Here is a 21,080-nt window from a genome sequence, read left to right as displayed (position 1 = left end):
AAACCTATCCGGGTTCAGGTTTTTCGCGTACAGTGTTAACTTCTATGCAGTTCAGCATAATAAAAATAGAGGAGTTAGCGCATGTACCAATTTTGTTACGCCAGTAAAAGTACTTCTCCCAAACCTGACTTACTCGAAGATTTGGCGAATATCCTGAAAGAAGCTCGTGATTTTAATTACCAGCATCAAGTCACGGGTGTACTGTATTTCGCAGATGGTCATTTTTTTCAATGTCTCGAAGGTGAATGTCCCACTTTAAAAAGTCTGTTAGTAGAGCGATTGAATAAAGATCCTCGTCATCAGGATATTAAATTATTTGAGACCAAGGAAATTGAATATCCAAGTTTCCCGGACTGGTCCATGAAATATATTTCCAAACGCAGTCAGATCCAGCAATTCTGTCGGGAAATGGGATTTGATGACTTTAATCCTTTTGCCTTTCAGCAAAGTCATGTCGATGCCTTATTAATGCAATTATGCATAGAGCAGGGCGAAGAACAAAAGTCAGCCTAAAGAAAAGCCCAACAGATGTTGGGCTTTTTTAACTCTTAAGATTAGATCAAACTACTTTGCGTAGTGGACGATTGCTCAGTCGGCATAATAGTTCATAACCAATCGTGCCATTGGCTGTCGCTACATCATCCAATAGACGGGTTTTACCCCAAAGTTCGACTTCTGTACCTAATTGCACATCTAGTCCTGTCACATCAATGGCAATCATATCCATGGCAACCCGGCCAATCACGCGAGTTTGCTGACCATTGATTGCGACATAGTTCTGTTTAGGGAAAGCGCGAGGATAACCGTCACCATAGCCAATTGAAACAATGGCCAAAGTCATGTTTTGGTCTACGGTGAACGTCGAACCATAACCGACATGCTCACCCGCTTGAATATCATTCAAGGCAATAATTTCAGCTGTAAACGTCATGACCGGTTTTAAATCTAGGTCATGTACATCACGGTCTGCAAAAGGCGTCGCGCCATAGAGCATGATTCCGGGACGGACATAGTCAAAATGCAATTCTGGATATTTATAGATTGCAGCCGAGTTACAGCAAGAAGCTAAAATTGGCGCGCAGTCATTTTTAATTTCCAAGAATTGACGGATTTGTTCATCATTCAGTGGATGCTCAGCATCGGCATTGGCAAAATGCATGGCAAGCACACAAGTAAAGCCTTCAGCTTTTAGCGTATGAATTACGTCTTTGATTGCTTCAATTTTGAAACCTAATCGGTTCATGCCGCTATTCAGTTTGACCCAGACTTTAAGTTCTTTGGCGATATAGGCATCTTTATGTGCAATTAACCAGTCGACTTGAGCCTGTTGATGCACAATAACTTCAATATTCTGTTCGATTACGATTGGCATTTCATCTGCAGAAAAAACACCTTCGATAAGCGTAATCGGCTGTAGATAGCCTAATTCACGAATTTCCAGGGCTTCTTGCAGGCAGGCGACACCAAAGGCATCGGTTTCGCTTAAGGCTGCTAAGCAGTCTTTAACTCCGTGTCCATAAGCATTGGCTTTTACCATGCTGACAATTTTCGCGGTTGGGGCAAGTTGTTTGACACGGTTTAAATTATATTGCAGCGCAGCGGTGTCAATATAAACTGTAGCTTGACGCACCCTAAATTACTCCTAGAGGGACGATGGAAATGTGAGGACGAGAGCCTGATTACTCTTCGTCATCATACTGAGCATAGAACTCAGGTGAGAGATTACTAAAGCGGGTATATTGACCTTCGAATGCCAGACGTACGGTACCAATCGGGCCGTTACGCTGTTTACCGATAATAATTTCGGCGGTGCCAGCTTCCTTGGATTCCTTGTTATAAACCTCATCCCGGTAAATAAACATGATCAAGTCGGCATCCTGCTCAATCGCACCGGATTCACGCAAGTCGGACATCACCGGACGTTTGTTTGGACGGTTTTCCAGCGATCGGTTGAGCTGTGACAGGGCAATTACCGGACATTGCATTTCCTTCGCTAAAGCTTTTAAGCTTCGGGAGATTTCCGAGATCTCGCCGACACGGTTATCGCCCATACCGGGTACTTTCATCAGCTGCAAGTAATCGACCATGATACAGCCCAGCTTTCCGCCATGCATTTTGGCAATACGACGCGCACGGGCACGTAATTCTGTTGGTGGTAGCGCAGAAGAATCATCGATATACAGATTTTTTTCTTGTAAATGCACAATGGTACTGGTGACTTTTGACCATTCATCACTGTCCATTTTACCAGAACGTAAATGTCCCTGATGCACGCGACCAAATGATGAAATCAAACGCATGGCGATGGAGTCGGCTGGCATCTCCATCGAATAGACCAGAGCAGGCAGGTTATTATTGAATAAAACACTTTCGACCAGATTCATGGCAAAGGTGGTTTTACCCATGGAAGGACGCGCTGCGACAATAATCAGGTCACCGGATTGCATGCCGGAAGTTTTGTTATCCAGTTCCACAAAACCAGTAGTTAAACCGGTAATGCTGCCTTCCATTTGCGACAGTTCATTTAATTTATCAAATACGTCTGCGACCACCGAGTTGATCGGCTTAGGGCCTTGCGCTTTGGCATTGTTATTATGCTGTTCAGCAATTGAGAAAATATTCGTCTCAGCCAGATCCAGAATTTCACTCACTGTGCGGCCTTTGGTGTCATAGGCATTTTGTAAAATTTCGGAGCTGACTTTAATCATGCTACGCAGGGTAGAGAATTCTTTAATTTTGCCTGCATAGGTTTCCAGATTATAGAAACTTGATGGCGAATCTGCCATCAGCTGCATCAGATATTCTTCGCCACCAATTGCATCAAGCAAGTTTTGTTTGATGAGCCAGTCATGCACCAGAACCGCATCATAAGGCGAGTTTTCTTTAGAGAGCTGCTCAATGGCACGGAAGATATATTTGTGTCGGGTGGCATAAAAATCATTTTCGGTCAGCACATCACCGACCTGCTCAAAAGATTCAGCCACAGTCATAAGGGCAGCAAGTACAGCCTGTTCAATTGCTAAATTGTGAGGTGGAGTACGGAACTCCTTGAGATTGCTATTTTCAGTAACAATTTCCGGTTTAGCAGTAGCTACCTTTTTGCTGGCATTCGCCTGTGACATATAAATCCCTGATTTTAAATACAATAGTTAAATATCGTCGGAGATGAATAGCGTTTATTCACTACGAGATGAAATGATACGCGCTCTGATCAAAAATGCGAAGTGCAATTTTTTGTAAACACGAATAATAAAATGAATTTGACAGTGTTGGCTAGATTATATTTTTTAGAGATAAAAAAAGAGCATGCTTTCGCATGCTCTTTTTGAGGCGAGAAATTACTCAGCTACGATAGTAACTAGAACTTCTGCAGTAACATCATGGTGCAATTGGATTGCGATGTTAAATTCGCCAGTGTGACGAAGCGCGCCATTTGGAAGACGTACTTCAGCACGGTCTACTTCTAGACCAGCATTTGTCAACGCGTCAGCGATGTCACGAGTACCGATAGAACCGAATAGTTTACCTTCATCACCAGCTTTCGCAGTGATAACGATGTTCACTTCGTTCAATTGGTCAGCACGTGCTTGAGCAGCAGCCAAGATAGCAGCTTCTTCTTTCTCAAGTTCAGCACGACGAGCTTCAAAAGCAGCAGTGTTTGCTTCAGTTGCAGCAACAGCCTTACCTTGAGGGATAAGGAAGTTACGGCCGTAACCAGCTTTAACTGAAACTTTATCGCCTAGTTTACCTAGGTTTTTAATGCGTTGTAATAAGATAATATCCACAGCTCAACCTCACTTATGATTGTCAGTGTAAGGGATCAAAGACAAGTAGCGAGCTTGTTTGATAGCTAACGCTAATTGACGTTGGTAACGAGCTTTAGTACCTGTAATACGGCTAGGAACAATTTTGCCGTTTTCAGTGATGTACTGTTTTAAAGTGTCGATATCTTTGTAGTCGATGTACGTAACGTTCTCAGCTGTAAAGCGGCAGAACTTGCGACGACGGTAAAAACGTGCCATGTTATGTTCTCCTTAAGCTTCAGCAGAGTCTTGAGCGTGTTGTGCTTCTTCACGTTGAGCTTTACGCGCACGTTTTTCTTCAGCACTTTTCGCCAATAATGACTCTTCAGTGATAGCGTTTTCACGACGGATGATAAGGCTACGAATGATTGCGTCGTTATAACGGAACAATTCTTCAAGCTCATCAAGAGTAGTTTGACCACACTCAACATTCATAAGAATGTAGTGAGCTTTGTGGATCTTGTTGATTGGGTAAGCCAATTGACGACGGCCCCAGTCTTCAAGACGGTGGATTTGACCTTCAGCTTCTTTGATGTGAGTTAGGTAGCGTTCTACCATACCAACTACTTGATCGCTTTGATCAGGGTGTACTAAAAGTACGATTTCGTAATGACGCATTGTCAGCTCCTTACGGTTTGGACAGCCCCAATTTAAGTAAATTGAAGCAAGGAGTCACAACCAAAGTTGTGTCGCAGTGTTTGCGAAGGGGGAATTGTAGTGATCTTTAGGGATAATTTCAACCAAATAAGACATTTTTGCGAAATTATCTCTATAACCAGATCGATCATCAGAACCTGACTTTGGCTTTAAGCAAATTTGGACTGGTTAAATTCAGCACATGTATTGTTGCGAAGATCAAGCTTTACTTATCAGGCCAGAAAATCTAGAAAACTGAAGGATCGGAGTCTGGAACCAGAAAGATTGAATTTTCTAAGCAATCAGGAAGATCGAGGTTTAGCTTTATAAAGCCGAATTTTTGATTCTGCTCTACAACTATTGGAAGTAGGGGATTAAGAGAAATCAAAATAAAAAAAGATAGAGACTAACTCTATCTTTTTAAAAAAATACAATCTGTGTAGATGGCGCAGTTGAGGTAAAGCTAAAGATAATACTAATGACAGTAATCAGGATCACCGAGAACAAGAAATATTTCTTTGCCCAAAGTTGATCATTTTCAGCTTTAAATCCAATGACACCGATATACAACCAGTAAATGCACAGTAAGTTTAAAATCACTGCATAGAACCAGTTGGCATAACCAAAGACAAATAACGCATTCATGGTCAGCGTGAATAACACCACATAAACCAGTGATTCAATCTTGGTACGATGAATCGAACGTGCCACAGGCAAGATCGGAATGCCTGCATTTTTGTAATCATCAAAGCGATAAATCGCAATCGCCCATGAGTGAGGCATTTGCCATAGCGCATAACCTAAAAAGATCAGTAACGCACCGAGGTCAAATTGATTGGCCACTGCGGTATAACCAATGACAGGCGGAGCTGCACCAGAAATACTGCCTACAACAGTTTGATGAATTGTGGTTCGTTTTGTCCATAGGCTGTAGAAACCAACATATACGACAAAACCAATCACCGCGAATAAGAAAGCGTACGCATTTACCCAGAACCATAAAAGACTAAAACCAACGATGCCTAATACCAGAGCAAAGGCCAGGGCAACAGGTTCGGAAATGGTTTTGGTGACCAGAGCACGATTTTGAGTGCGCTGCATTTTTTGGTCGATGTCCTGGTCAATCATGTTGTTGACCACACATCCTGATGCTACGACAAGCGTAGTACCGAGAAGGGTAATAAGCAGGAGAAGGAAATCTACAGAACCTTGAGTGGCTACGAAGTAGCCACCCAAAGTGGTAACAAAGTTACCGAAGAGAATTCCTGGCTTAGTCAGGAATAAATACTTTTTCAGCATGACGACCAGTTTAGATCATCATGTTGTAGTGTAGGTAATTCATGATCCATACAGAACCCACTAAAAGAATAGCGATAGTTAAGATGGTATACACGAATGCAATCACGTTCCAGCGTTGCTCTGAAGAAGAGTTCATATGCAGGAAGTAAATTAACTGCACAAGAATCTGAGCAACCGCAGTAATCGCGATGACAGTAATCAAGATACCACGGCCAAAACCGCCTGCCATCACCATACCGAATGGAATTACGGTAAGAATGACAGAAAGGATGAAGCCAACAGTATATTGCTTAACGTTACCGTGTGATTCGCCAGCAGCGTTATGATCGTGACTCATTACAGAACTCCCATCAAGTAAACTACGCTGAATACACAGATCCAAACGATGTCAAGGAAGTGCCAGAACAAGCTTAGGCAAGCTAGACGACGCGTGTTTGCAAGAGTCAAACCATATTTCTTGATTTGAACCATAAGCACGATCATCCAGACCAGACCAGAAGTTACGTGAATACCGTGCGTACCTACCAAAGTAAAGAACGCAGATAAGAACGCACTTGTGCTTGGACCGTGACCCGCATGAACTAGGTGATTGAACTCATATAGTTCCATGCCGATGAAGATAGCACCGAATACCCAAGTAATCGCTAACCAAGTCAGTACTTTTGCAACGTCTTTTTTGTATGCAGCAAGAACTGCAAAACCAAAGGTTACAGAAGAGATCAAGAGGGCGAAGGTTTCAGTAAGAACGAAACCTAAAGAGTCGCCAAACAGGTCTCTCGCACTTGGAGTACCCACAGGAATGTGGCTACTCAAAACAGCGAACGCAATGAAGAGTGTGCCGAACAGGACAAGGTCACTCATCAAGTAAGTCCAGAAACCAAAGACGGTGATGTCAGTATCATCGTGATGATGATGCTCATCGTGTCCGTGGTTATCGTGATGAAGTACTTCAGCCATTGTCTTAGTCCTTCTTCAAGTGTTTTTCAAGAATCGCATAGCGTTCGTTTTCAATACGCTCAACTTCAGCAGCTGGAACATAGTAATCCACTTTCTTGGTGAAAGAAGACACGATGAAGCTAATGATAGAAGCAATGAACGTAACAACTACTAACCACCAGATGTGCCAGATTAAACCGAAGCCCATAACAGTGATGAACATCGCGATAACGAAACCGGCAGCACGGTTAGTCGGCATGTGGATATCTTCGTACTTCGTTGGTTTTGCATACGCAACACCATTTTCTTTCTCGATCCAGAAAGTATCAATACCATTGATCTTTGGAAGATGAGCAAAGTTATAGAACGGAGCAGGAGAAGATGTCGCCCATTCAAGGGTACGACCATCCCATGGATCGCCAGTCAAATCTAGACGTTGGTCACGTTGTAGGAAACCAACCACGATTTGCATGATGAAACATAGAATACCCAGTGCAACTAGAACCGCACCAAACATCGCGATATCTACATACGGGTCCCATTCTGGGTTGTCAAATGTATTCAAACGACGTGTCATACCCATGAAACCAAGGATATAAAGTGGCATGAATGCAAAATAGAAACCGAAGAACCAGAACCAGAACGCTGCTTTACCCCAAGTCTCATTCAGTCTCCAACCGAACATTTTCGGCCAGTAGAAGATGATACCTGCGAACATACCGAATACCACACCACCAATAATTACGTTATGGAAGTGAGCAATCAGGAATAAAGAGTTGTGTACCAGGAAGTCCGCTGGTGGAACTGCCATCAATACACCTGTTAAACCACCGATACCGAAAGTTACCAGGAAGCCTAGTGTCCATAGCATTGGAGTGGTGAAAACAATACGACCCTTGTACATGGTGAACAACCAAGAGAAGATCTTCACACCTGTAGGAATCGCAATAATCATGGTCATGATACCGAAGAACGCGTTAACGTTGGCACCTGCACCCATGGTAAAGAAGTGGTGAACCCATACAACGAATGACAATACTGTGATTGCTACTGTTGCATACACCATTGATTTGTAACCGAACAATGCTTTGCGCGAGAAAGTCGCAACAACTTCTGAGTAAATACCAAATGCTGGTAAGATCAGAATGTATACTTCTGGGTGACCCCAAGTCCAAATCAAGTTCACGTACAACATTGGACTACCGCCCAAATCATTGGTGAAGAAGTGGAAACCGAAGTAACGGTCAAGCGTTAACATTGCGATTGTTGCAGTCAACACCGGGAAAGCCGCAATAATCAATACTGCTGTACATAAAGATGTCCAGGTAAAGATTGGCATTTCCATAAGTTTCATGCCAGGCGCACGCATTTTGATGATGGTAACGAAGAAGTTAACACCCGTTAATAGCGTACCTAGACCTGAAATTTGCAGTGCCCAGATGTAGTAGTCCATACCTACGCCTGGAGAATATTCGATACCAGACAGTGGAGGGTATGCCATCCAACCTGTTGCAGCGAACTCACCTAACGCAAGTGAAACCATCATCAGACCCGCAGCGCCGGCGAATAACCAGAAGCTTAAAGAGTTTAATAATGGGAATGCAACGTCACGTGCACCGATTTGAAGCGGTACAGAGATGTTCATTAAACCAACTACAAGACCCATTGCCACGAAGAAGATCATGATCACGCCATGCGCGGTAAAGATCTGGTCGTAATGCTCAGGGTGTAGATAACCTTCGCCGCCACCTTTTGCAAGGAACTGCTGAAGACGCATCATGATCGCATCGGCGAAACCACGCAAAAGCATGATCACAGATACGAAGATATACATGATACCAATTTTTTTATGGTCTACAGATGTGAACCATTCGTTCCACAGGTAGCCCCATTTTTTGAAGTAGGTAATACCAGCAAAAACTGCGATACCACCCAGGATCATCATTGCAACAGTTGCCAATACGATTGGATCGTAAGGAATTGCATCTGGACCTAACTTACCTAAGAAGCTCATGTCTTATTCTCCTTGAGAAGCAGTCGCATGTTCACCAGCTACATGAGCTTCAGAAGCAGCCGCTTCGTGAGCAACAGCATCAGTCGCTGCAGCTTCTACAGGAGCTGAATGATCAGCACCGTGATAGTTACTCATATACTTGTGAATCACAGATTCAAACAAACCTTGCTCTACAGAAGAGTAGTAAGTCACAGGATGTGGCTTAGTAGGGTAAGGCTTCATTGCTTCAGCAGCAGCCTTCTCTTCAGGAGTTTCAGCTTTTGCAATAATCGCTTCGATCTGGTGTTTACCACGGTTGCCGTCACGTAAAGTTGCAAATTCAGCTTGGTCTAGAACAGTTTTTTGTACTGCATTAGGGTTAACTGAAGTACCGTTTCCTGCCTGAACAGCAGAAATCCATTCAGCGAATTGAGCATCAGTCACAGAATGTGCACGGAAGCGCATTTGTGAGAAGCCATAGCCTGAATAGTTTGAAGAGAAACCACGATAACCTTCAGCTGGACTAGTTTCATCAGCTAAGAAGTTAAGGTGAGTTTGCATACCTGCCATTGCATAAATCTGACCACTTAACGCCGGGATGAAGAACGAGTTCATCGTGAAGTTAGAGGTTAAACGAAGGCTTACCGGAGTTTGCTCTGGGAAACGTAATTCGTTAACAGTTGCAATGCCTTGCTCAGGATAGATGAAGATCCATTTAAATTGCTCAGCAATAACCTGAACAGTTAAAGGTGCTTTATCTGCTTCAATTGGACGGTATGGGTCATACTTGTGGGAACCCCACCAAGTTAACCAAGCTAAAATACCAATAATAATGACAGGGATACCCCATACCACAATTTCAATCGCAGTAGAGTGTGCCCATGTAGGTTTATAGTCTGCGTCTTTATTCGATGCACGATATTTCCAACCGAACCATAATGCCATGATGATTGATGGAATAACCACCAAAAGCATTAAGTAAATCGCAGTCATCATCAGGTTACTTTGACCTGCTGCAACTGGACCTTTAGAGTTCAGAAGTACCATATCACCACCACACCCGGTCAAGAGTGCAGTCATCGCAGATAAAGACAATACAGCTAAAATCGTTTGTCTCATTTTACAACCTCGGTGAAGAGTCCCATTCCCTAATTTAATATGGGATAGCGATTAAAGTGCACATGACAAAAAAGGCTGAATTTTACAAAACATCCTATTAATCACAATACACCGCTACGTTGTAGGGCATTATGCCTGAGATTCACGAACTAAGCTATATCTAGGGCGCTTTAAATGCCTGTAATAAAAACCGATTTTGCTGGTCTGGATTGGGGAGGATTTATGGGAATTTTATTTCAATTTCAAAGTTCTGTAATCAAAATGGGATGATATTCATCCCATTTTGTGTATTCCTGCACTATTGTTTCACAACTTGCGTTTTTGCGAGTTTATCGTGCAAGGTTTGACGTTTTTTGCCCAATCCGAAGGCCCAGTCAATAATTAAACTCAGTGGCATAAATACAATATTTAAAAATATGAAAAATACGCTACGAATAGTAAAGGCGCGCAACAGGCTGGTCTTTTCACCTGATTCTACATCTACAATTTTGATTTTCGTGAGCTTTTTACCAATACTTTGGCCTGATTTGGCAATCAGAAAGGCTTGAATGGCCAGCATGATAATCAAATAGACCGCTGTGGCAAGCCACGCCTGCTGAGAAAACATCTCAAACATTTGAGTCTGTAATTGCTGAGCCATTGCAGGATCTGCATCGCTACTCAGCACAACATTCATGAATTCTTCATTCAGTTGAGCAAACCGGGTTTCCTGTTCAGGCGTAAAAAAAGCAGTCAAAATGAAGGTTGCTGGTAGCCACAGTAATACGTCTACAATTTTGGCCAGGATACGGCTTGGAATACTGGCAAGTTCATTTTTTTGAGTTGCTGTTTGAGTATGAGGCTGTGAGTAGGCCGAAGTCGTTGGTTGGCTATTCTGGAATACCGGCGTTTCAGGTGTGACTGCTGGAGCGACATAACCTTCGGGTTGATATACCGATTTTCCTTGGGTAAGTTCACCTAAGGCTTTCCACTCGGTCATGCCTTGATGCCATGCCAGGTCAGTCAGCATGACTTGTTGATTCGCCAGCATCTGATTCAATTGCTCGAGCGTATATGGACCAGCTTGTTGATTGTTTCGGGCCAAGTAAATCTGCATATAGACTGAATCTCAATATATAAATGTGAACTGATAATAGCTTTGATCAAGATTGTATTGAATTCTGTTTTGAAAACAAACATCCTCTCATCGTAAGATATAGATTAATTGAGGATTTTCAATCATATTTGTCATTAAAAATGAGCCCATACAAAATTGCAAGGATCTGCATTCTTAAAAATATCTTCCTGAACATTCGATGGTTATTTATTATTATTGCCATTTTGATATGACTTTACTGTTGGTATTTGTTTGTCATTACAGTCTTTATGTGTTGATAAGCGTTGATTTAATTATATTTATAAATTCAATTGTTTAGCTTGTGATTGGGTCTTTAGTTATCAATTTTCAAACAATAAATCATAATATCTATCTCATAAAAAAGACCCTATCAAAGGGTCTTTTTTATTCACAATTGCTTATGCTTTTTGCACTTTTTCTTCAGCCAGGAAGAACCAAGTTTCAAGTACCGAGTCTGGGTTTAAAGACACAGAGTCGATACCTTGTTCCATTAACCATTGTGCAAGATCTGGATGATCAGAAGGACCTTGACCACAAATACCGACATATTTGCCAGCTTTACGACATGCTTGAATTGCAAGAGAAAGCAACGCCTTAACTGCAGGGTCGCGCTCATCAAATAGGTGAGAGACAATACCCGAGTCACGGTCAAGACCAAGCGTTAATTGTGTCAAGTCGTTTGAACCAATAGAGAAACCATCGAAATGTTCAAGGAACTGATCTGCCAATAAAGCATTGGTTGGAAGTTCACACATCATGATCACTTTAAGGCCGTTTTCACCGCGCTTAAGACCATTTAATGCAAGAAGTTCAATTACACGTTTCGCTTCAGCAACAGTACGAACAAATGGAATCATGATCTGGATATTGGTTAAACCCATTTCATCACGTGCCTTTTTCAATGCACGACATTCAAGTTCGAAGCAATCACGAAAGTTATCAGAAACGTAGCGACTTGCACCACGGAAACCTAGCATCGGGTTTTCTTCTTCTGGCTCGTATAACTTACCACCGATCAAGTTTGCATATTCGTTAGACTTGAAGTCTGACATACGAACAATGACTGGCTTGTCTGCAAATGCAGCAGCAAGTGTCGAGATACCTTCAACCAGTTTCTCTACATAGAATTCAATTGGAGATGCATAACCTGCAGTACGCGCCATGACTGCTGCACGTGTTTCACGTGGAAGGCTGTCAATATTGATTAATGCTTTCGGGTGAACACCAATCATACGGTTAATAATGAATTCAAGACGCGCCAGACCAATACCTGCGTTTGGAATTTGAGCAAAGTCAAATGCACGATCCGGGTTACCCACGTTCATCATTACTTTAAATGGAAGAGCAGGCATAGACTCAATTGAATTCTTTTGAATTTCAAAATCTAGTGCGCCTTCATAGATAAAGCCAGTATCACCTTCAGCACAAGACACAGTCACTTCCTGACCGTCTACAAGAACTTCAGTTGCATTACCACAACCCACGATTGCAGGAACACCAAGCTCACGTGCAATAATTGCTGCGTGACAAGTACGACCACCACGGTTTGTTACAATCGCAGCTGCACGTTTCATGACTGGTTCCCAATCCGGGTCAGTCATATCAGATACAAGAACATCACCGTCTTGTACTTTGTCCATTTCTTTAATAGACGTCACAATGCGGACTTTACCAGAACCAATGCGTTGACCGATTGAACGGCCTTCACAGATCACAGTACCGCGTTGTTTCAACAGGTAGCGTTCCATGGTGCCGACATTTTCACGGCTTTTTACAGTTTCAGGACGCGCCTGAACGATGTAAATCTTGCCATCATCGCCATCTTTTGCCCACTCGATGTCCATTGGTGCACCGTAGTGGTTTTCAATGATCAGCGCTTGTTTAGCAAGTTCTTGTAATTCTTGGTCGTTTAAAGCGAACTGTTGGCGTTCAGCTTTTTCAACATCCACGACAACGACAGATTTACCTGCAGATGCTTCTTCACCATAAATCATTTTCTGGTGCTTAGAACCCAGGTTGCGACGAAGGATCGCGTGTCGGCCTGCATTTAAAAGCGGTTTAGAAATATAGAATTCGTCCGGGTTAACTGCACCTTGAACGACCATTTCACCCAAACCATAAGATGCAGTAATGAATACTGCATCACGGAAGCCTGATTCAGTATCTAGCGTAAACATCACACCTGCAGCGCCAGTTTCTGAACGAACCATGCGTTGTACACCAGCAGACAGGGCAACTACATCATGGGCAAAGTTTTGGTGTACACGGTATGAGATTGCGCGGTCGTTGTACAAAGATGCAAACACTTCTTTGATTGCGATCAGAACGTTATCGATACCACGAATATTCAAGAAAGTTTCTTGCTGGCCAGCAAAAGAAGCATCCGGCAAATCTTCTGCAGTTGCAGAAGAACGAACGGCAACCGCGATGTCAGGGTTGCCGTTAGAAAGTTCTGCAAATGCTGTACGAACTTCTTGTTCTAATGCAGGCGTAAGTGGAGTATCCACAATCCATTGACGAATTTTTGCGCCAGTTTCAGCGAGTGCATTCACATCATCAACATTGAGTACAGCAAGCTCTGCATTGATTTTAGCGTTTAGGCCACTTTGCTCGAGAAATTCACGGTAGGCATCGGCAGTCGTTGCGAAACCACCTGGCACAGATACACCAGCATTTGATAAGTGGCTGATCATTTCGCCTAGTGATGAGTTTTTCCCACCGACCAGCTCAACGTCGTGCTTCCCTAATTTTTCCAGACCAATTACGCGCGCTTCCAAAGTTGTTACTCCACTTTTGCAGTATTAATCACTATCTCGGCATGAGAGTATAGCAAATCATCTAGGTTTTTGATTTTACTAAGCGACAGTCATGTAAGATCGGTTTACTATAAAGATTATATAGCACTAAGACAAATGTTGGAGGAGAATTTTAATGTCGGAAGGTAAACAAATTCAGCGTAGTGTTTTCTTTATTTCAGATGGTACCGCCATCACCGCTGAAACCCTTGGACACTCGCTGTTAGCGCAGTTTCCGCATGTGAAATTTGACATTCATATTATTCCTTACATTAGTTCCGAAGAAGCGGCTACAAATGTGGTGGCAGAGATCAATGCAAGAGCTCAAATCGACGGTGAAAAACCGCTGGTATTTGATACCCTAGTTGATCCCTATGTGCGCGACATTATTAATACTGCAAATGCAGTAAATCTCGATGTATTTGAAGGGCTTATTAGTAAGTTGGCTGATGAATTAGGCACGATTCCTACAACTTTAGTCGGGCAGACCCACGCGGTGACCGACTCTGAGTCTTATAAGGCCCGTATTGATGCTGTTCATTTTGCTTTAGATAACGACGACGGCGCACGTACCCGTCATTATGATAAAGCTGACCTGATCCTGATTGGTGTATCGCGGTCAGGTAAAACCCCGACCTCTATTTATCTGTCTTTGCAGTTCGGTATTCGCGTGGCGAACTATCCACTGACTGAAGAAGATTTGGATGATAACCGACTGCCAGCCGTGCTGCGACCGCATAAAAACAAGCTGTTTGGCCTGATGATTGATGCGGAACGCCTTGTGGCCATTCGTTCTGAGCGTAAGGCCAATAGCCGTTATGCCAGCTTTAGTCAGTGTCAGATGGAGTTGCGTGCGATTGAAGGAATTTATATTTCGGAAGGCATCAAGTACCTGAATGTGTCTGAAATGTCGATTGAAGAAATCTCAACACGTGTGTTGCAAATGACCGGTTTAAAACGTCGAATCGGTTAAGAAACCAGCCAGAGCCAAACTGCGGTTTGGCTTTGATTTATAGCTAAAAATTACAAGTAAGCATTGATTAATCGAAATAATGTATGAATTTTATAATTCTAAGAAAATACCAACTATCATATTCTGAAATATAAAAGAGTCTTCTTTGCTCATTCTGTTGAATAAATCATCATGTCGGTTCTTGATACGTAAATAAAAATCTCATTATCAGCTTACCAATTTTTTATTTTTACTGTTCAGTACGAGTTATTTTTCTGCTAAATAAGTATGAATAATGATAGCGACTGGATGCTGCTCACCATTGATACAATGAATCGTATTTTCCGAAATTTTCAGAATCGGCCAGGTAATCAGCTGGCAATTTTCACGTTGTAGAGCAGCATAATAATGATCTGATTTCAGATAAATTTTACGTGAAGATGCAAGATTTGGCATTAACTGGCGTCTTAGCCACAAATTCTGCACCTGATTTTCTAAAAACCGCAGAGAGAGTAGACTTTTAATGCGGTTGTTAAATAAGCGACGATTTTTACCAATTAGTGGATGATTAATAATCCGTTGCAGAATTCGGTCGGAACCAGGCAATACAAAAGCGGGATTAATCTGGAAAACTTTCACCGAACGGGCATATTGACTGATTTTATCCAGCTGGCTCACGGTAAACTGATCCGTGCCAATAATCGCAATATCTTTATCTGCATAATCCAATTCTAACAGTTCGGAAGAGGGCACTTTAATTCCATTAAACTGCTGAAAATGTTCGGGGCGATTTTCAAAAATACCAGCGTGTGGATCCTGCTTGGTAGACATTAGAATTCCTTGAATTTATTTAATAATTAATTTTCTTTGTATGAGATATAAACAAAAACTCAAGCCAGGGTAAAGTGAAAAATTTAACTTAGACAGTCATCTATTTGACCAAAATATAAAATCTGATTTTGTTGAGGCTGAATGGGTTTACAGGCGATCCAAAAAGAATGAATTTTAACTTGCTGAGATGGATGAAAGAAATGAAGTGTTCGTTCAAAGAAGAGGCTGTTTAATGGAGGAGGTCGATAGAAATGATTTTACTGGGATGTTTCTTTTAGTCATTTATCTTTAAAGGTGAAAAAACATCTACCCATTGCTGAGAATAGGTAGATGCAGCTTTCATTTACAGACCGTTTTTAATTTGCATCAACAGCTCAAAGTTGTGCAGACGTTTGTCAGTGTCATAGATGTCACAAGTAAAGATAAACTCATCCACATCATATTTGGCTAAAAGCGATTCTAGCCCAGCTTTAACGGTTTCTTTGGAGCCGACCTGAGCCATGGCAAAGAAATTATCGACTGACATTTTTTCCGGCGGCGACCACAGACCTTCCATCGAATCAATTGGTGCTTTAAGTTTTAGGCTTTGCCCACGAATCAGTGATAAAACCCGCTGATAGGCACTAGTCACCAGATATTCTGCTTCTTCATTGGTATCTGCGACACAGGTCGGTACGCCCATCGATACATAAGGACGATCGAGATATTCAGACGGTTCAAAGTTTTCACGATATAATTGAATGGCCTGACCCAGCATACGCGGGGCAAAATGCGAAGCGAAGGAATAAGGTAGGCCGAGTTTTGCTGCCAATTGCGCACTAAACAGACTGGACCCTAATAACCATACAGGTACATGCGTGCTTTGACCCGGCGTTGCCACAATACGCTGTCCTGGAATTGGATCTTTAAAATATTGCAGAATTTCCAGAACATCCTGCGGAAATTGATCTTCGGTTTCCTGACGGCCACGACGCAGGGCACGCATGGTCATTTGATCTGTACCGGGTGCGCGGCCCAGACCCAGTTCAATACGATCCGGATAGAGCGTTGCCAAGGTGCCGAACTGTTCTGCTACTACTAGTGGAGCATGATTCGGCAGCATAATTCCACCAGAGCCTAAAGTTAGGGTTTTGGTATTCGCCAGTAAATAGCCTAAGAGAACTGCGGTTGCTGAACTGGCAATGCCATCCATATTATGATGTTCTGCCAGCCACATCCGGCGATAACCCAATTTTTCTGCTGCTTGGGCAAGTTCCAGCGCATGGTTTAGCGCGAATTGAATAGTCTTGTCGTCACGAACAGGAACCAGTTCGAGTATAGAGAACTGGGTATCGTTAAGCGTACGCATAGTATTACTCTTAAATAGACATCTCTAAAAGCATACGACTTTAGAGAGTATTTGTATATCGAAAAAAATCGATATAAGTGTAAACTAACAGATAAAGATAAAAAATAAAGGCAAAAAAATAAGCATCCGAAGATGCTTATAAAGGAGGAAAGAATAAGCGGAGAGAATCTTAACGACGACGGTTGTTATAACGATAATCGTTATAGCGGTAGTTACGAGAAGAATTATAGCGACGTTCGTTGCGGTCATCATAACGACGGTCTTCGCTGACTTTCTTACCTAAAGCTGAACCACCTGCTGAACCCAGTGCCGCACCGATGTAACCACCGTTGGTGCCTGCCATATTTCGGCCAACTGCATAACCTGCACCGCCACCTAAAGCACCACCGATAATCGCACCATTACGGTCACGTTTATTTGCAGCTACTGCGGCACCTGCACCGCCACCAATCGCTGAACCGATTGTTGCGCCAGTGGTACCACCCATTTTATTACCTACTGCGGCACCAACAACACCACCTAGTGCAGAAGCTAAGGCTGTATTGGTTGTATTGCCTGCATTGGCAGCTGTCATACCCATGGCTGAGGTTGCTACGACAGCGATCATTAGAGATTTATAGTTCATGAGGACACCTTTTATATATCTAGCTATATTTTGTTGATGAGATAAATTTAATCTAGCAAGCGCCAAACAGCATGGAGGCAATGTTGGCGAATTGTGATTTTTATCTCCTTAATTGATTCATGATGTGGACAGGATAATTCCATGTATTACTTGAAATTTCATGTTATGAAACAGTAATAAAAAAAAGCACCAAAAGGTGCTTTTCATGTTAAATGTAGCGTCTGGTCTAAACAGCCTGAGCACAAATTAACGGTAACGTTTTTTCCAGTGTTTAGAGCGTTTTTCAGCTGCTTTATCTTTGGCAATCTTGTTACCTAGTGCAGCACCACCGGCAGCACCTAAAGCTGAACCGATATAACCGCCGTTAGTACCGCCCATATTTTTACCTACGGTATAACCTGCACCGCCACCTAGGGCACCACCAATGGCAGATTCAGTACGGTTTTTCTTGCTGCTTGCAACTGCTGCGCCGCCAGCACCACCTAAAGCAGCACCAATGGTTGCGCCGGTATTACCACCCATGTTTTTACCTAATGCTGTACCTGCAACACTACCTAAAGCACTTGCTGCTGCAACACGCGCTGTACTGTCGGCATGTGCGTTTACGGTCATCATTGAACCAGCAGCTAAAACTGTACTCATTAAAAGTGCGTTGAGTTTCATGTTATCACTCCGTGTCCATCTACAGGACTGTAGTTATTTCGATGCGGAAAATGTAACAAATCATGCCCAAAACAATATGAAGATGTTTCTTCATAATTCCCTGCTTTATTTGGCGAATTGTAAAATCGGCAAGAAATTAAGAATAAGATCGACTATAAAAAAGTCAATTCCACTGTTTTTAATCATATTTGTTAACAAATGCTGTAGAGCACGAATGATAGCAACGCGGACTTACTCAATAATGATGTTCATTAGAAGCCAGAGTCGTTAAACTAGGCGCAATTTTTTGATTTCGCTGTGCTAAATCGGTTTTTAGTCGCAGCCTATGTTTGAGATTTTTTAGAAAATGAAAGAATCGTTACGTTTACGATTAGACCAACTCTCTGACCGCCATGAAGAATTGACCGCATTACTGGCTGATGTTGAAGTCATTTCTGATAATAAGCGCTTCCGTCAATTGTCACGTGAGCATAATGACTTAACAGAAATCACCAATGTCTGGACCAAGTACAGACAGGCTGAAGAAGACATTGAAACAGCTCAGGCCATGCTGTCAGATCCGGACTTTAAGGAAATGGCGCAGGAAGAAATTAAAGAGAATAAAGCTTTAATTGAATCGCTTGAAGCAGACCTGAACATCTTGATGATTCCGAAAGATCCGAATGATGCCAACTCGGCTTATCTTGAGATTCGTGCCGGAACCGGCGGCGATGAAGCTGCGATTTTCTCAGGCGATTTATTTCGTATGTATAGTAAATATGCGGAAAACCAAGGCTGGCGTATTGAAATCCTCTCTGAAAATGAAGGCGAACATGGTGGCTATAAAGAAGTCATCTGCCTGATTAATGGTGACGGGGTTTACGGTCGTCTAAAATTTGAAAGTGGTGCGCATCGTGTACAGCGTGTACCAGCGACCGAATCACAAGGCCGTGTGCATACCTCAGCATGTACCGTTGCGATTCTTCCTGAAATTGATGTCGATACCTCGGTTGAAATCAACTCATCTGATTTGCGCATTGATACCTATCGTGCTTCAGGTGCAGGTGGTCAGCATGTTAACAAAACCGATTCTGCAGTACGTATTACTCATATTCCAACCGGCACCGTAGTGGAGTGTCAGGAAGAGCGTTCACAGCATAAGAACAAGGCCAAAGCGATGGCACTGCTGGTATCACGTTTGGAAAATGCCAAACGTGCAGCAGCAGATGCAGCAACCTCGGAAATGCGTCGTGACCTGGTGGGATCGGGGGATCGTTCAGAACGTATCCGTACCTATAACTATCCGCAAGGTCGTATGACAGATCACCGCATTAACCTGACTTTATACAAGCTGGATGCCGTGATGGAAGGTGATTTGACTGAATTGCTGGACAGCCTGCATCGCGAATATCAGGCGGATCAATTGGCCATGCTTGCACAGCAGAATGGTGGATAATGAATATTTTACAAGCCTTGGCTTTACGCGGCGAAGCTGAAAGTTACGAACGTCAGGAAAATGCCTGGTTACTGGAACACATCACCAAGATTGATTCATTTGATCTGCTGATAAAAAAGGATCAGGAGTTAACGCCGGAACAGGAACAGGCGTATAAAGACGGATTGGCGCGTATTGCTGCCGGTGAGCCTTTGGCTTATGTCACTGGTTCACAGCCATTCTGGACTTTAGACCTCAAAGTGACCAAAGATACCTTGGTGCCACGTCCGGATACTGAAGTGCTGGTTGAGACTGTGTTGAAATTGGATCTGCCTGATGATGCCCGTGTGGTGGATTTGGGTACAGGTACTGGTGCAATTGCCTTATCACTGGCATCTGAACGTTCTAACTGGACACTAACCGCTTCCGATATCTACGAGCCTACGCTTGAGGTGGCGAAATATAATGCGGAACAACATGATATTGAGAATGTGGAATTTGTTCTGGGTTCATGGTTGAAACCATTTGGCCGTCAATTCTTTGATGCCATTGTATCGAATCCACCTTATATCGATGCTGATGATGTGCATATGCAGAATCTGGCGACTGAACCGGAACGTGCGCTGGTGGCAGATAAAAAGGGGCTGGCCGATATTGAAATGATTATTCTGCAAGCCAAGAAGCATTTGACTGTCAATGGTTGGGTGGTGCTTGAGCATGGTTATGATCAGGCAGACGCCGTACAACATCTATTTAAACAGGCGGGTTATAAGCAAGTCCGCACGGTTAAAGATTATGGCGGGAATGATCGCGTAACTTTGGGTCAATGGCCACATTAATCTGTCATCTATCTTTATAAAAAAGCGACCGATGTGGTCGCTTTTTTATTGGATTTTTTCTTTATAAATTCCTGACTGCATCTGAAACCTTAAGTATTTTGAATGATATGACGCCAACGCAGTATAACTAAAAACAAAAAAGCGATGCCAGAGCACCGCTTTCGAGGAATACTTAAAAAAGAATTACATTGGATAGTCTTGTAGACAGTCATAGACTTCTACCTGATCCAAACTGCCAGTTTCCATTGCCAGACAAAGTGCCACAACTTTCAAAGTGTCTGCCAGAGATCTTTCATCTTTCAAGGCAATACCTTGTTGTAATTCATTGATACGTTCTGCCGGAATTTCAAGGGCCTGAGCCGCTTCCACAGCATCTATCTGATTAAAGAAGTGCAGAATTGCATCTTTCAGTTCTGCATCCGATGCATTTAAAATCCCTTGATTCAACTGTTCTGTAATGAGATCAGTCGAAGAAAATAAAGCTTTAGAGAAGTTTTGGACAAGATTTTGCCCAAGCACATCAGTCATCTTTAACATGGAGATACCTTCAACTAGAAAGGAAAATGGAGAGTACAGCCAATAGCAAAAGTGCTATAAATTGAGTGAAAAATAATCTATTTCCGGGTGAATTGCAAAGCTTTCTGGGTGACTGTGTAGTCCTGCTAATATATATTTTAGGGCTTGAAATATATAATCATAATAAAAATAAA

General features: G+C 42.6%; 21 protein-coding genes. 4 read left to right on the top strand and 17 right to left on the bottom strand.

The annotated features are described in order from the left end of the window. Positions 1-81 precede the first annotated feature (81 nt). A complete protein-coding gene (locus ACP7BU_RS09245; protein WP_005106614.1) occupies positions 82-513 on the top strand; it encodes a BLUF domain-containing protein in 432 nt (143 codons plus the stop codon). Between the two features lie 46 nt (positions 514-559). Here ACP7BU_RS09245 and alr read toward each other — a convergent pair whose 3' ends face one another. From alr to ppsA, 12 genes are all read right to left on the bottom strand, one after another. Further along, positions 560-1,630 (bottom strand): alanine racemase, encoded by a 1,071-nt coding sequence (gene alr, locus ACP7BU_RS09240; RefSeq protein WP_425879829.1) that lies wholly within the window; start codon positions 1,628-1,630, stop codon positions 560-562. Positions 1,631-1,679: 49 nt separating this feature from the next. Beyond that, on the bottom strand, positions 1,680-3,122 hold the full coding sequence (gene dnaB / locus ACP7BU_RS09235) for a replicative DNA helicase (protein ID WP_005247269.1): 1,443 nt from the start codon (positions 3,120-3,122) through the stop codon (positions 1,680-1,682). Positions 3,123-3,338: 216 nt separating this feature from the next. After that, on the bottom strand, positions 3,339-3,785 hold the full coding sequence (gene rplI, locus ACP7BU_RS09230) for a 50S ribosomal protein L9 (RefSeq protein ID WP_004278793.1): 447 nt from the start codon (positions 3,783-3,785) through the stop codon (positions 3,339-3,341). Positions 3,786-3,794: 9 nt separating this feature from the next. Continuing rightward, positions 3,795-4,022 carry a 30S ribosomal protein S18 gene (rpsR, locus tag ACP7BU_RS09225; protein WP_004278792.1) on the bottom strand — a complete coding sequence of 76 codons (228 nt, stop codon included), beginning with the start codon at positions 4,020-4,022 and terminating at the stop codon, positions 3,795-3,797. Positions 4,023-4,034: 12 nt separating this feature from the next. Then, the gene (gene rpsF, locus ACP7BU_RS09220) at positions 4,035-4,421 is read right to left on the bottom strand and encodes a 30S ribosomal protein S6 (protein ID WP_004278789.1); all 387 of its coding nucleotides are present in this window, start codon (positions 4,419-4,421) and stop codon (positions 4,035-4,037) included. A gap of 438 nt (positions 4,422-4,859) precedes the next feature. Then, positions 4,860-5,738, bottom strand: a complete 879-nt coding sequence (cyoE, locus tag ACP7BU_RS09215) for a heme o synthase (protein WP_425879828.1) — start codon at positions 5,736-5,738, stop codon at positions 4,860-4,862. Between the two features lie 10 nt (positions 5,739-5,748). Continuing rightward, positions 5,749-6,075 (bottom strand): cytochrome o ubiquinol oxidase subunit IV, encoded by a 327-nt coding sequence (locus ACP7BU_RS09210; RefSeq protein WP_004645410.1) that lies wholly within the window; start codon positions 6,073-6,075, stop codon positions 5,749-5,751. Further along, positions 6,075-6,695, bottom strand: coding sequence for a cytochrome o ubiquinol oxidase subunit III (gene cyoC, locus ACP7BU_RS09205; protein ID WP_004278786.1), 621 nt, complete (start codon positions 6,693-6,695; stop codon positions 6,075-6,077). The genes ACP7BU_RS09210 and cyoC overlap by 1 nt, the downstream gene beginning before the upstream one ends. Positions 6,696-6,699: 4 nt before the next feature. Continuing rightward, positions 6,700-8,688, bottom strand: coding sequence for a cytochrome o ubiquinol oxidase subunit I (gene cyoB, locus ACP7BU_RS09200; protein ID WP_004278785.1), 1,989 nt, complete (start codon positions 8,686-8,688; stop codon positions 6,700-6,702). Positions 8,689-8,691: 3 nt separating this feature from the next. Beyond that, complete coding sequence (gene cyoA, locus ACP7BU_RS09195) at positions 8,692-9,786, bottom strand: ubiquinol oxidase subunit II (protein WP_004278784.1); 1,095 nt, start codon at positions 9,784-9,786, stop codon at positions 8,692-8,694. A gap of 298 nt (positions 9,787-10,084) precedes the next feature. Then, complete coding sequence (locus tag ACP7BU_RS09190) at positions 10,085-10,882, bottom strand: RDD family protein (RefSeq protein ID WP_004278783.1); 798 nt, start codon at positions 10,880-10,882, stop codon at positions 10,085-10,087. 419 nt (positions 10,883-11,301) lie between these two features. Further along, positions 11,302-13,680, bottom strand: a complete 2,379-nt coding sequence (ppsA, locus tag ACP7BU_RS09185; RefSeq protein ID WP_425879827.1) for a phosphoenolpyruvate synthase — start codon at positions 13,678-13,680, stop codon at positions 11,302-11,304. Between the two features lie 154 nt (positions 13,681-13,834). Between ppsA and ppsR the strand changes: the two genes are divergently transcribed. Next, entirely contained in the window at positions 13,835-14,671 is an 837-nt protein-coding gene (gene ppsR / locus ACP7BU_RS09180; RefSeq protein ID WP_004278781.1) for a posphoenolpyruvate synthetase regulatory kinase/phosphorylase PpsR, read from the top strand. Positions 14,672-14,917: 246 nt separating this feature from the next. On the opposite strand, the gene ACP7BU_RS09175 is transcribed toward ppsR, so the two are convergent. The 4 genes from ACP7BU_RS09175 to ACP7BU_RS09160 form a co-directional block, all read right to left on the bottom strand. Next, entirely contained in the window at positions 14,918-15,481 is a 564-nt protein-coding gene (locus tag ACP7BU_RS09175) for a flavoprotein (protein ID WP_425879826.1), read from the bottom strand. 343 nt (positions 15,482-15,824) lie between these two features. Then, positions 15,825-16,829, bottom strand: coding sequence for an LLM class flavin-dependent oxidoreductase (locus ACP7BU_RS09170; RefSeq protein WP_425879825.1), 1,005 nt, complete (start codon positions 16,827-16,829; stop codon positions 15,825-15,827). Positions 16,830-16,998: 169 nt separating this feature from the next. Further along, positions 16,999-17,454: a hypothetical protein gene (locus tag ACP7BU_RS09165; protein ID WP_004645402.1), complete on the bottom strand. Its 456-nt coding sequence runs from the start codon at positions 17,452-17,454 to the stop codon at positions 16,999-17,001. 246 nt (positions 17,455-17,700) lie between these two features. Further along, a complete protein-coding gene (locus ACP7BU_RS09160) occupies positions 17,701-18,117 on the bottom strand; it encodes a glycine zipper domain-containing protein (RefSeq protein WP_004645401.1) in 417 nt (138 codons plus the stop codon). A gap of 346 nt (positions 18,118-18,463) precedes the next feature. Between ACP7BU_RS09160 and prfA the strand changes: the two genes are divergently transcribed. Next, positions 18,464-19,552, top strand: a complete 1,089-nt coding sequence (gene prfA, locus ACP7BU_RS09155) for a peptide chain release factor 1 (RefSeq protein WP_004645400.1) — start codon at positions 18,464-18,466, stop codon at positions 19,550-19,552. Then, positions 19,552-20,370, top strand: coding sequence for a peptide chain release factor N(5)-glutamine methyltransferase (gene prmC, locus ACP7BU_RS09150; protein ID WP_425879824.1), 819 nt, complete (start codon positions 19,552-19,554; stop codon positions 20,368-20,370). The genes prfA and prmC overlap by 1 nt, the downstream gene beginning before the upstream one ends. Before the next feature lie 183 nt (positions 20,371-20,553). On the opposite strand, the gene ACP7BU_RS09145 is transcribed toward prmC, so the two are convergent. Next, positions 20,554-20,907 carry a hypothetical protein gene (locus tag ACP7BU_RS09145; protein ID WP_425879823.1) on the bottom strand — a complete coding sequence of 118 codons (354 nt, stop codon included), beginning with the start codon at positions 20,905-20,907 and terminating at the stop codon, positions 20,554-20,556. Between the last annotated feature and the right edge of the window lie 173 nt (positions 20,908-21,080).

This window comes from Acinetobacter sp. 40AMC3-4 (genome assembly GCF_049898185.1).
Taxonomy (GTDB): domain Bacteria; phylum Pseudomonadota; class Gammaproteobacteria; order Pseudomonadales; family Moraxellaceae; genus Acinetobacter.
The sequence above is the reverse complement of the archived record's forward strand: the minus strand, read 5'-3'. Positions and strand labels throughout refer to the sequence as shown.

Bases quoted from the DNA above. Each gene is read 5' to 3' on its own strand.
- ACP7BU_RS09165 (WP_004645402.1), bottom strand. From the start codon at position 17,454: ATGAACTATAAATCTCTAATGATCGCTGTCGTAGCAACCTCAGCCATG.
- ACP7BU_RS09160 (WP_004645401.1), bottom strand. From the start codon at position 18,117: ATGAAACTCAACGCACTTTTAATGAGTACAGTTTTAGCTGCTGGTTCA.
- rpsR (WP_004278792.1), bottom strand. From the start codon at position 4,022: ATGGCACGTTTTTACCGTCGTCGCAAGTTCTGCCGCTTTACAGCTGAG.
- cyoC (WP_004278786.1), bottom strand. From the start codon at position 6,695: ATGGCTGAAGTACTTCATCACGATAACCACGGACACGATGAGCATCAT.
- dnaB (WP_005247269.1), bottom strand. From the start codon at position 3,122: ATGTCACAGGCGAATGCCAGCAAAAAGGTAGCTACTGCTAAACCGGAA.
- cyoA (WP_004278784.1), bottom strand. From the start codon at position 9,786: ATGAGACAAACGATTTTAGCTGTATTGTCTTTATCTGCGATGACTGCA.
- rpsF (WP_004278789.1), bottom strand. From the start codon at position 4,421: ATGCGTCATTACGAAATCGTACTTTTAGTACACCCTGATCAAAGCGAT.
- cyoE (WP_425879828.1), bottom strand. From the start codon at position 5,738: ATGCTGAAAAAGTATTTATTCCTGACTAAGCCAGGAATTCTCTTCGGT.
- ppsR (WP_004278781.1), top strand. From the start codon at position 13,835: ATGTCGGAAGGTAAACAAATTCAGCGTAGTGTTTTCTTTATTTCAGAT.
- cyoB (WP_004278785.1), bottom strand. From the start codon at position 8,688: ATGAGCTTCTTAGGTAAGTTAGGTCCAGATGCAATTCCTTACGATCCA.
- prmC (WP_425879824.1), top strand. From the start codon at position 19,552: ATGAATATTTTACAAGCCTTGGCTTTACGCGGCGAAGCTGAAAGTTAC.
- prfA (WP_004645400.1), top strand. From the start codon at position 18,464: ATGAAAGAATCGTTACGTTTACGATTAGACCAACTCTCTGACCGCCAT.
- ACP7BU_RS09170 (WP_425879825.1), bottom strand. From the start codon at position 16,829: ATGCGTACGCTTAACGATACCCAGTTCTCTATACTCGAACTGGTTCCT.
- ACP7BU_RS09190 (WP_004278783.1), bottom strand. From the start codon at position 10,882: ATGCAGATTTACTTGGCCCGAAACAATCAACAAGCTGGTCCATATACG.
- ACP7BU_RS09210 (WP_004645410.1), bottom strand. From the start codon at position 6,075: ATGAGTCACGATCATAACGCTGCTGGCGAATCACACGGTAACGTTAAG.
- ACP7BU_RS09175 (WP_425879826.1), bottom strand. From the start codon at position 15,481: ATGTCTACCAAGCAGGATCCACACGCTGGTATTTTTGAAAATCGCCCC.
- ACP7BU_RS09145 (WP_425879823.1), bottom strand. From the start codon at position 20,907: ATGTTAAAGATGACTGATGTGCTTGGGCAAAATCTTGTCCAAAACTTC.
- ACP7BU_RS09245 (WP_005106614.1), top strand. From the start codon at position 82: ATGTACCAATTTTGTTACGCCAGTAAAAGTACTTCTCCCAAACCTGAC.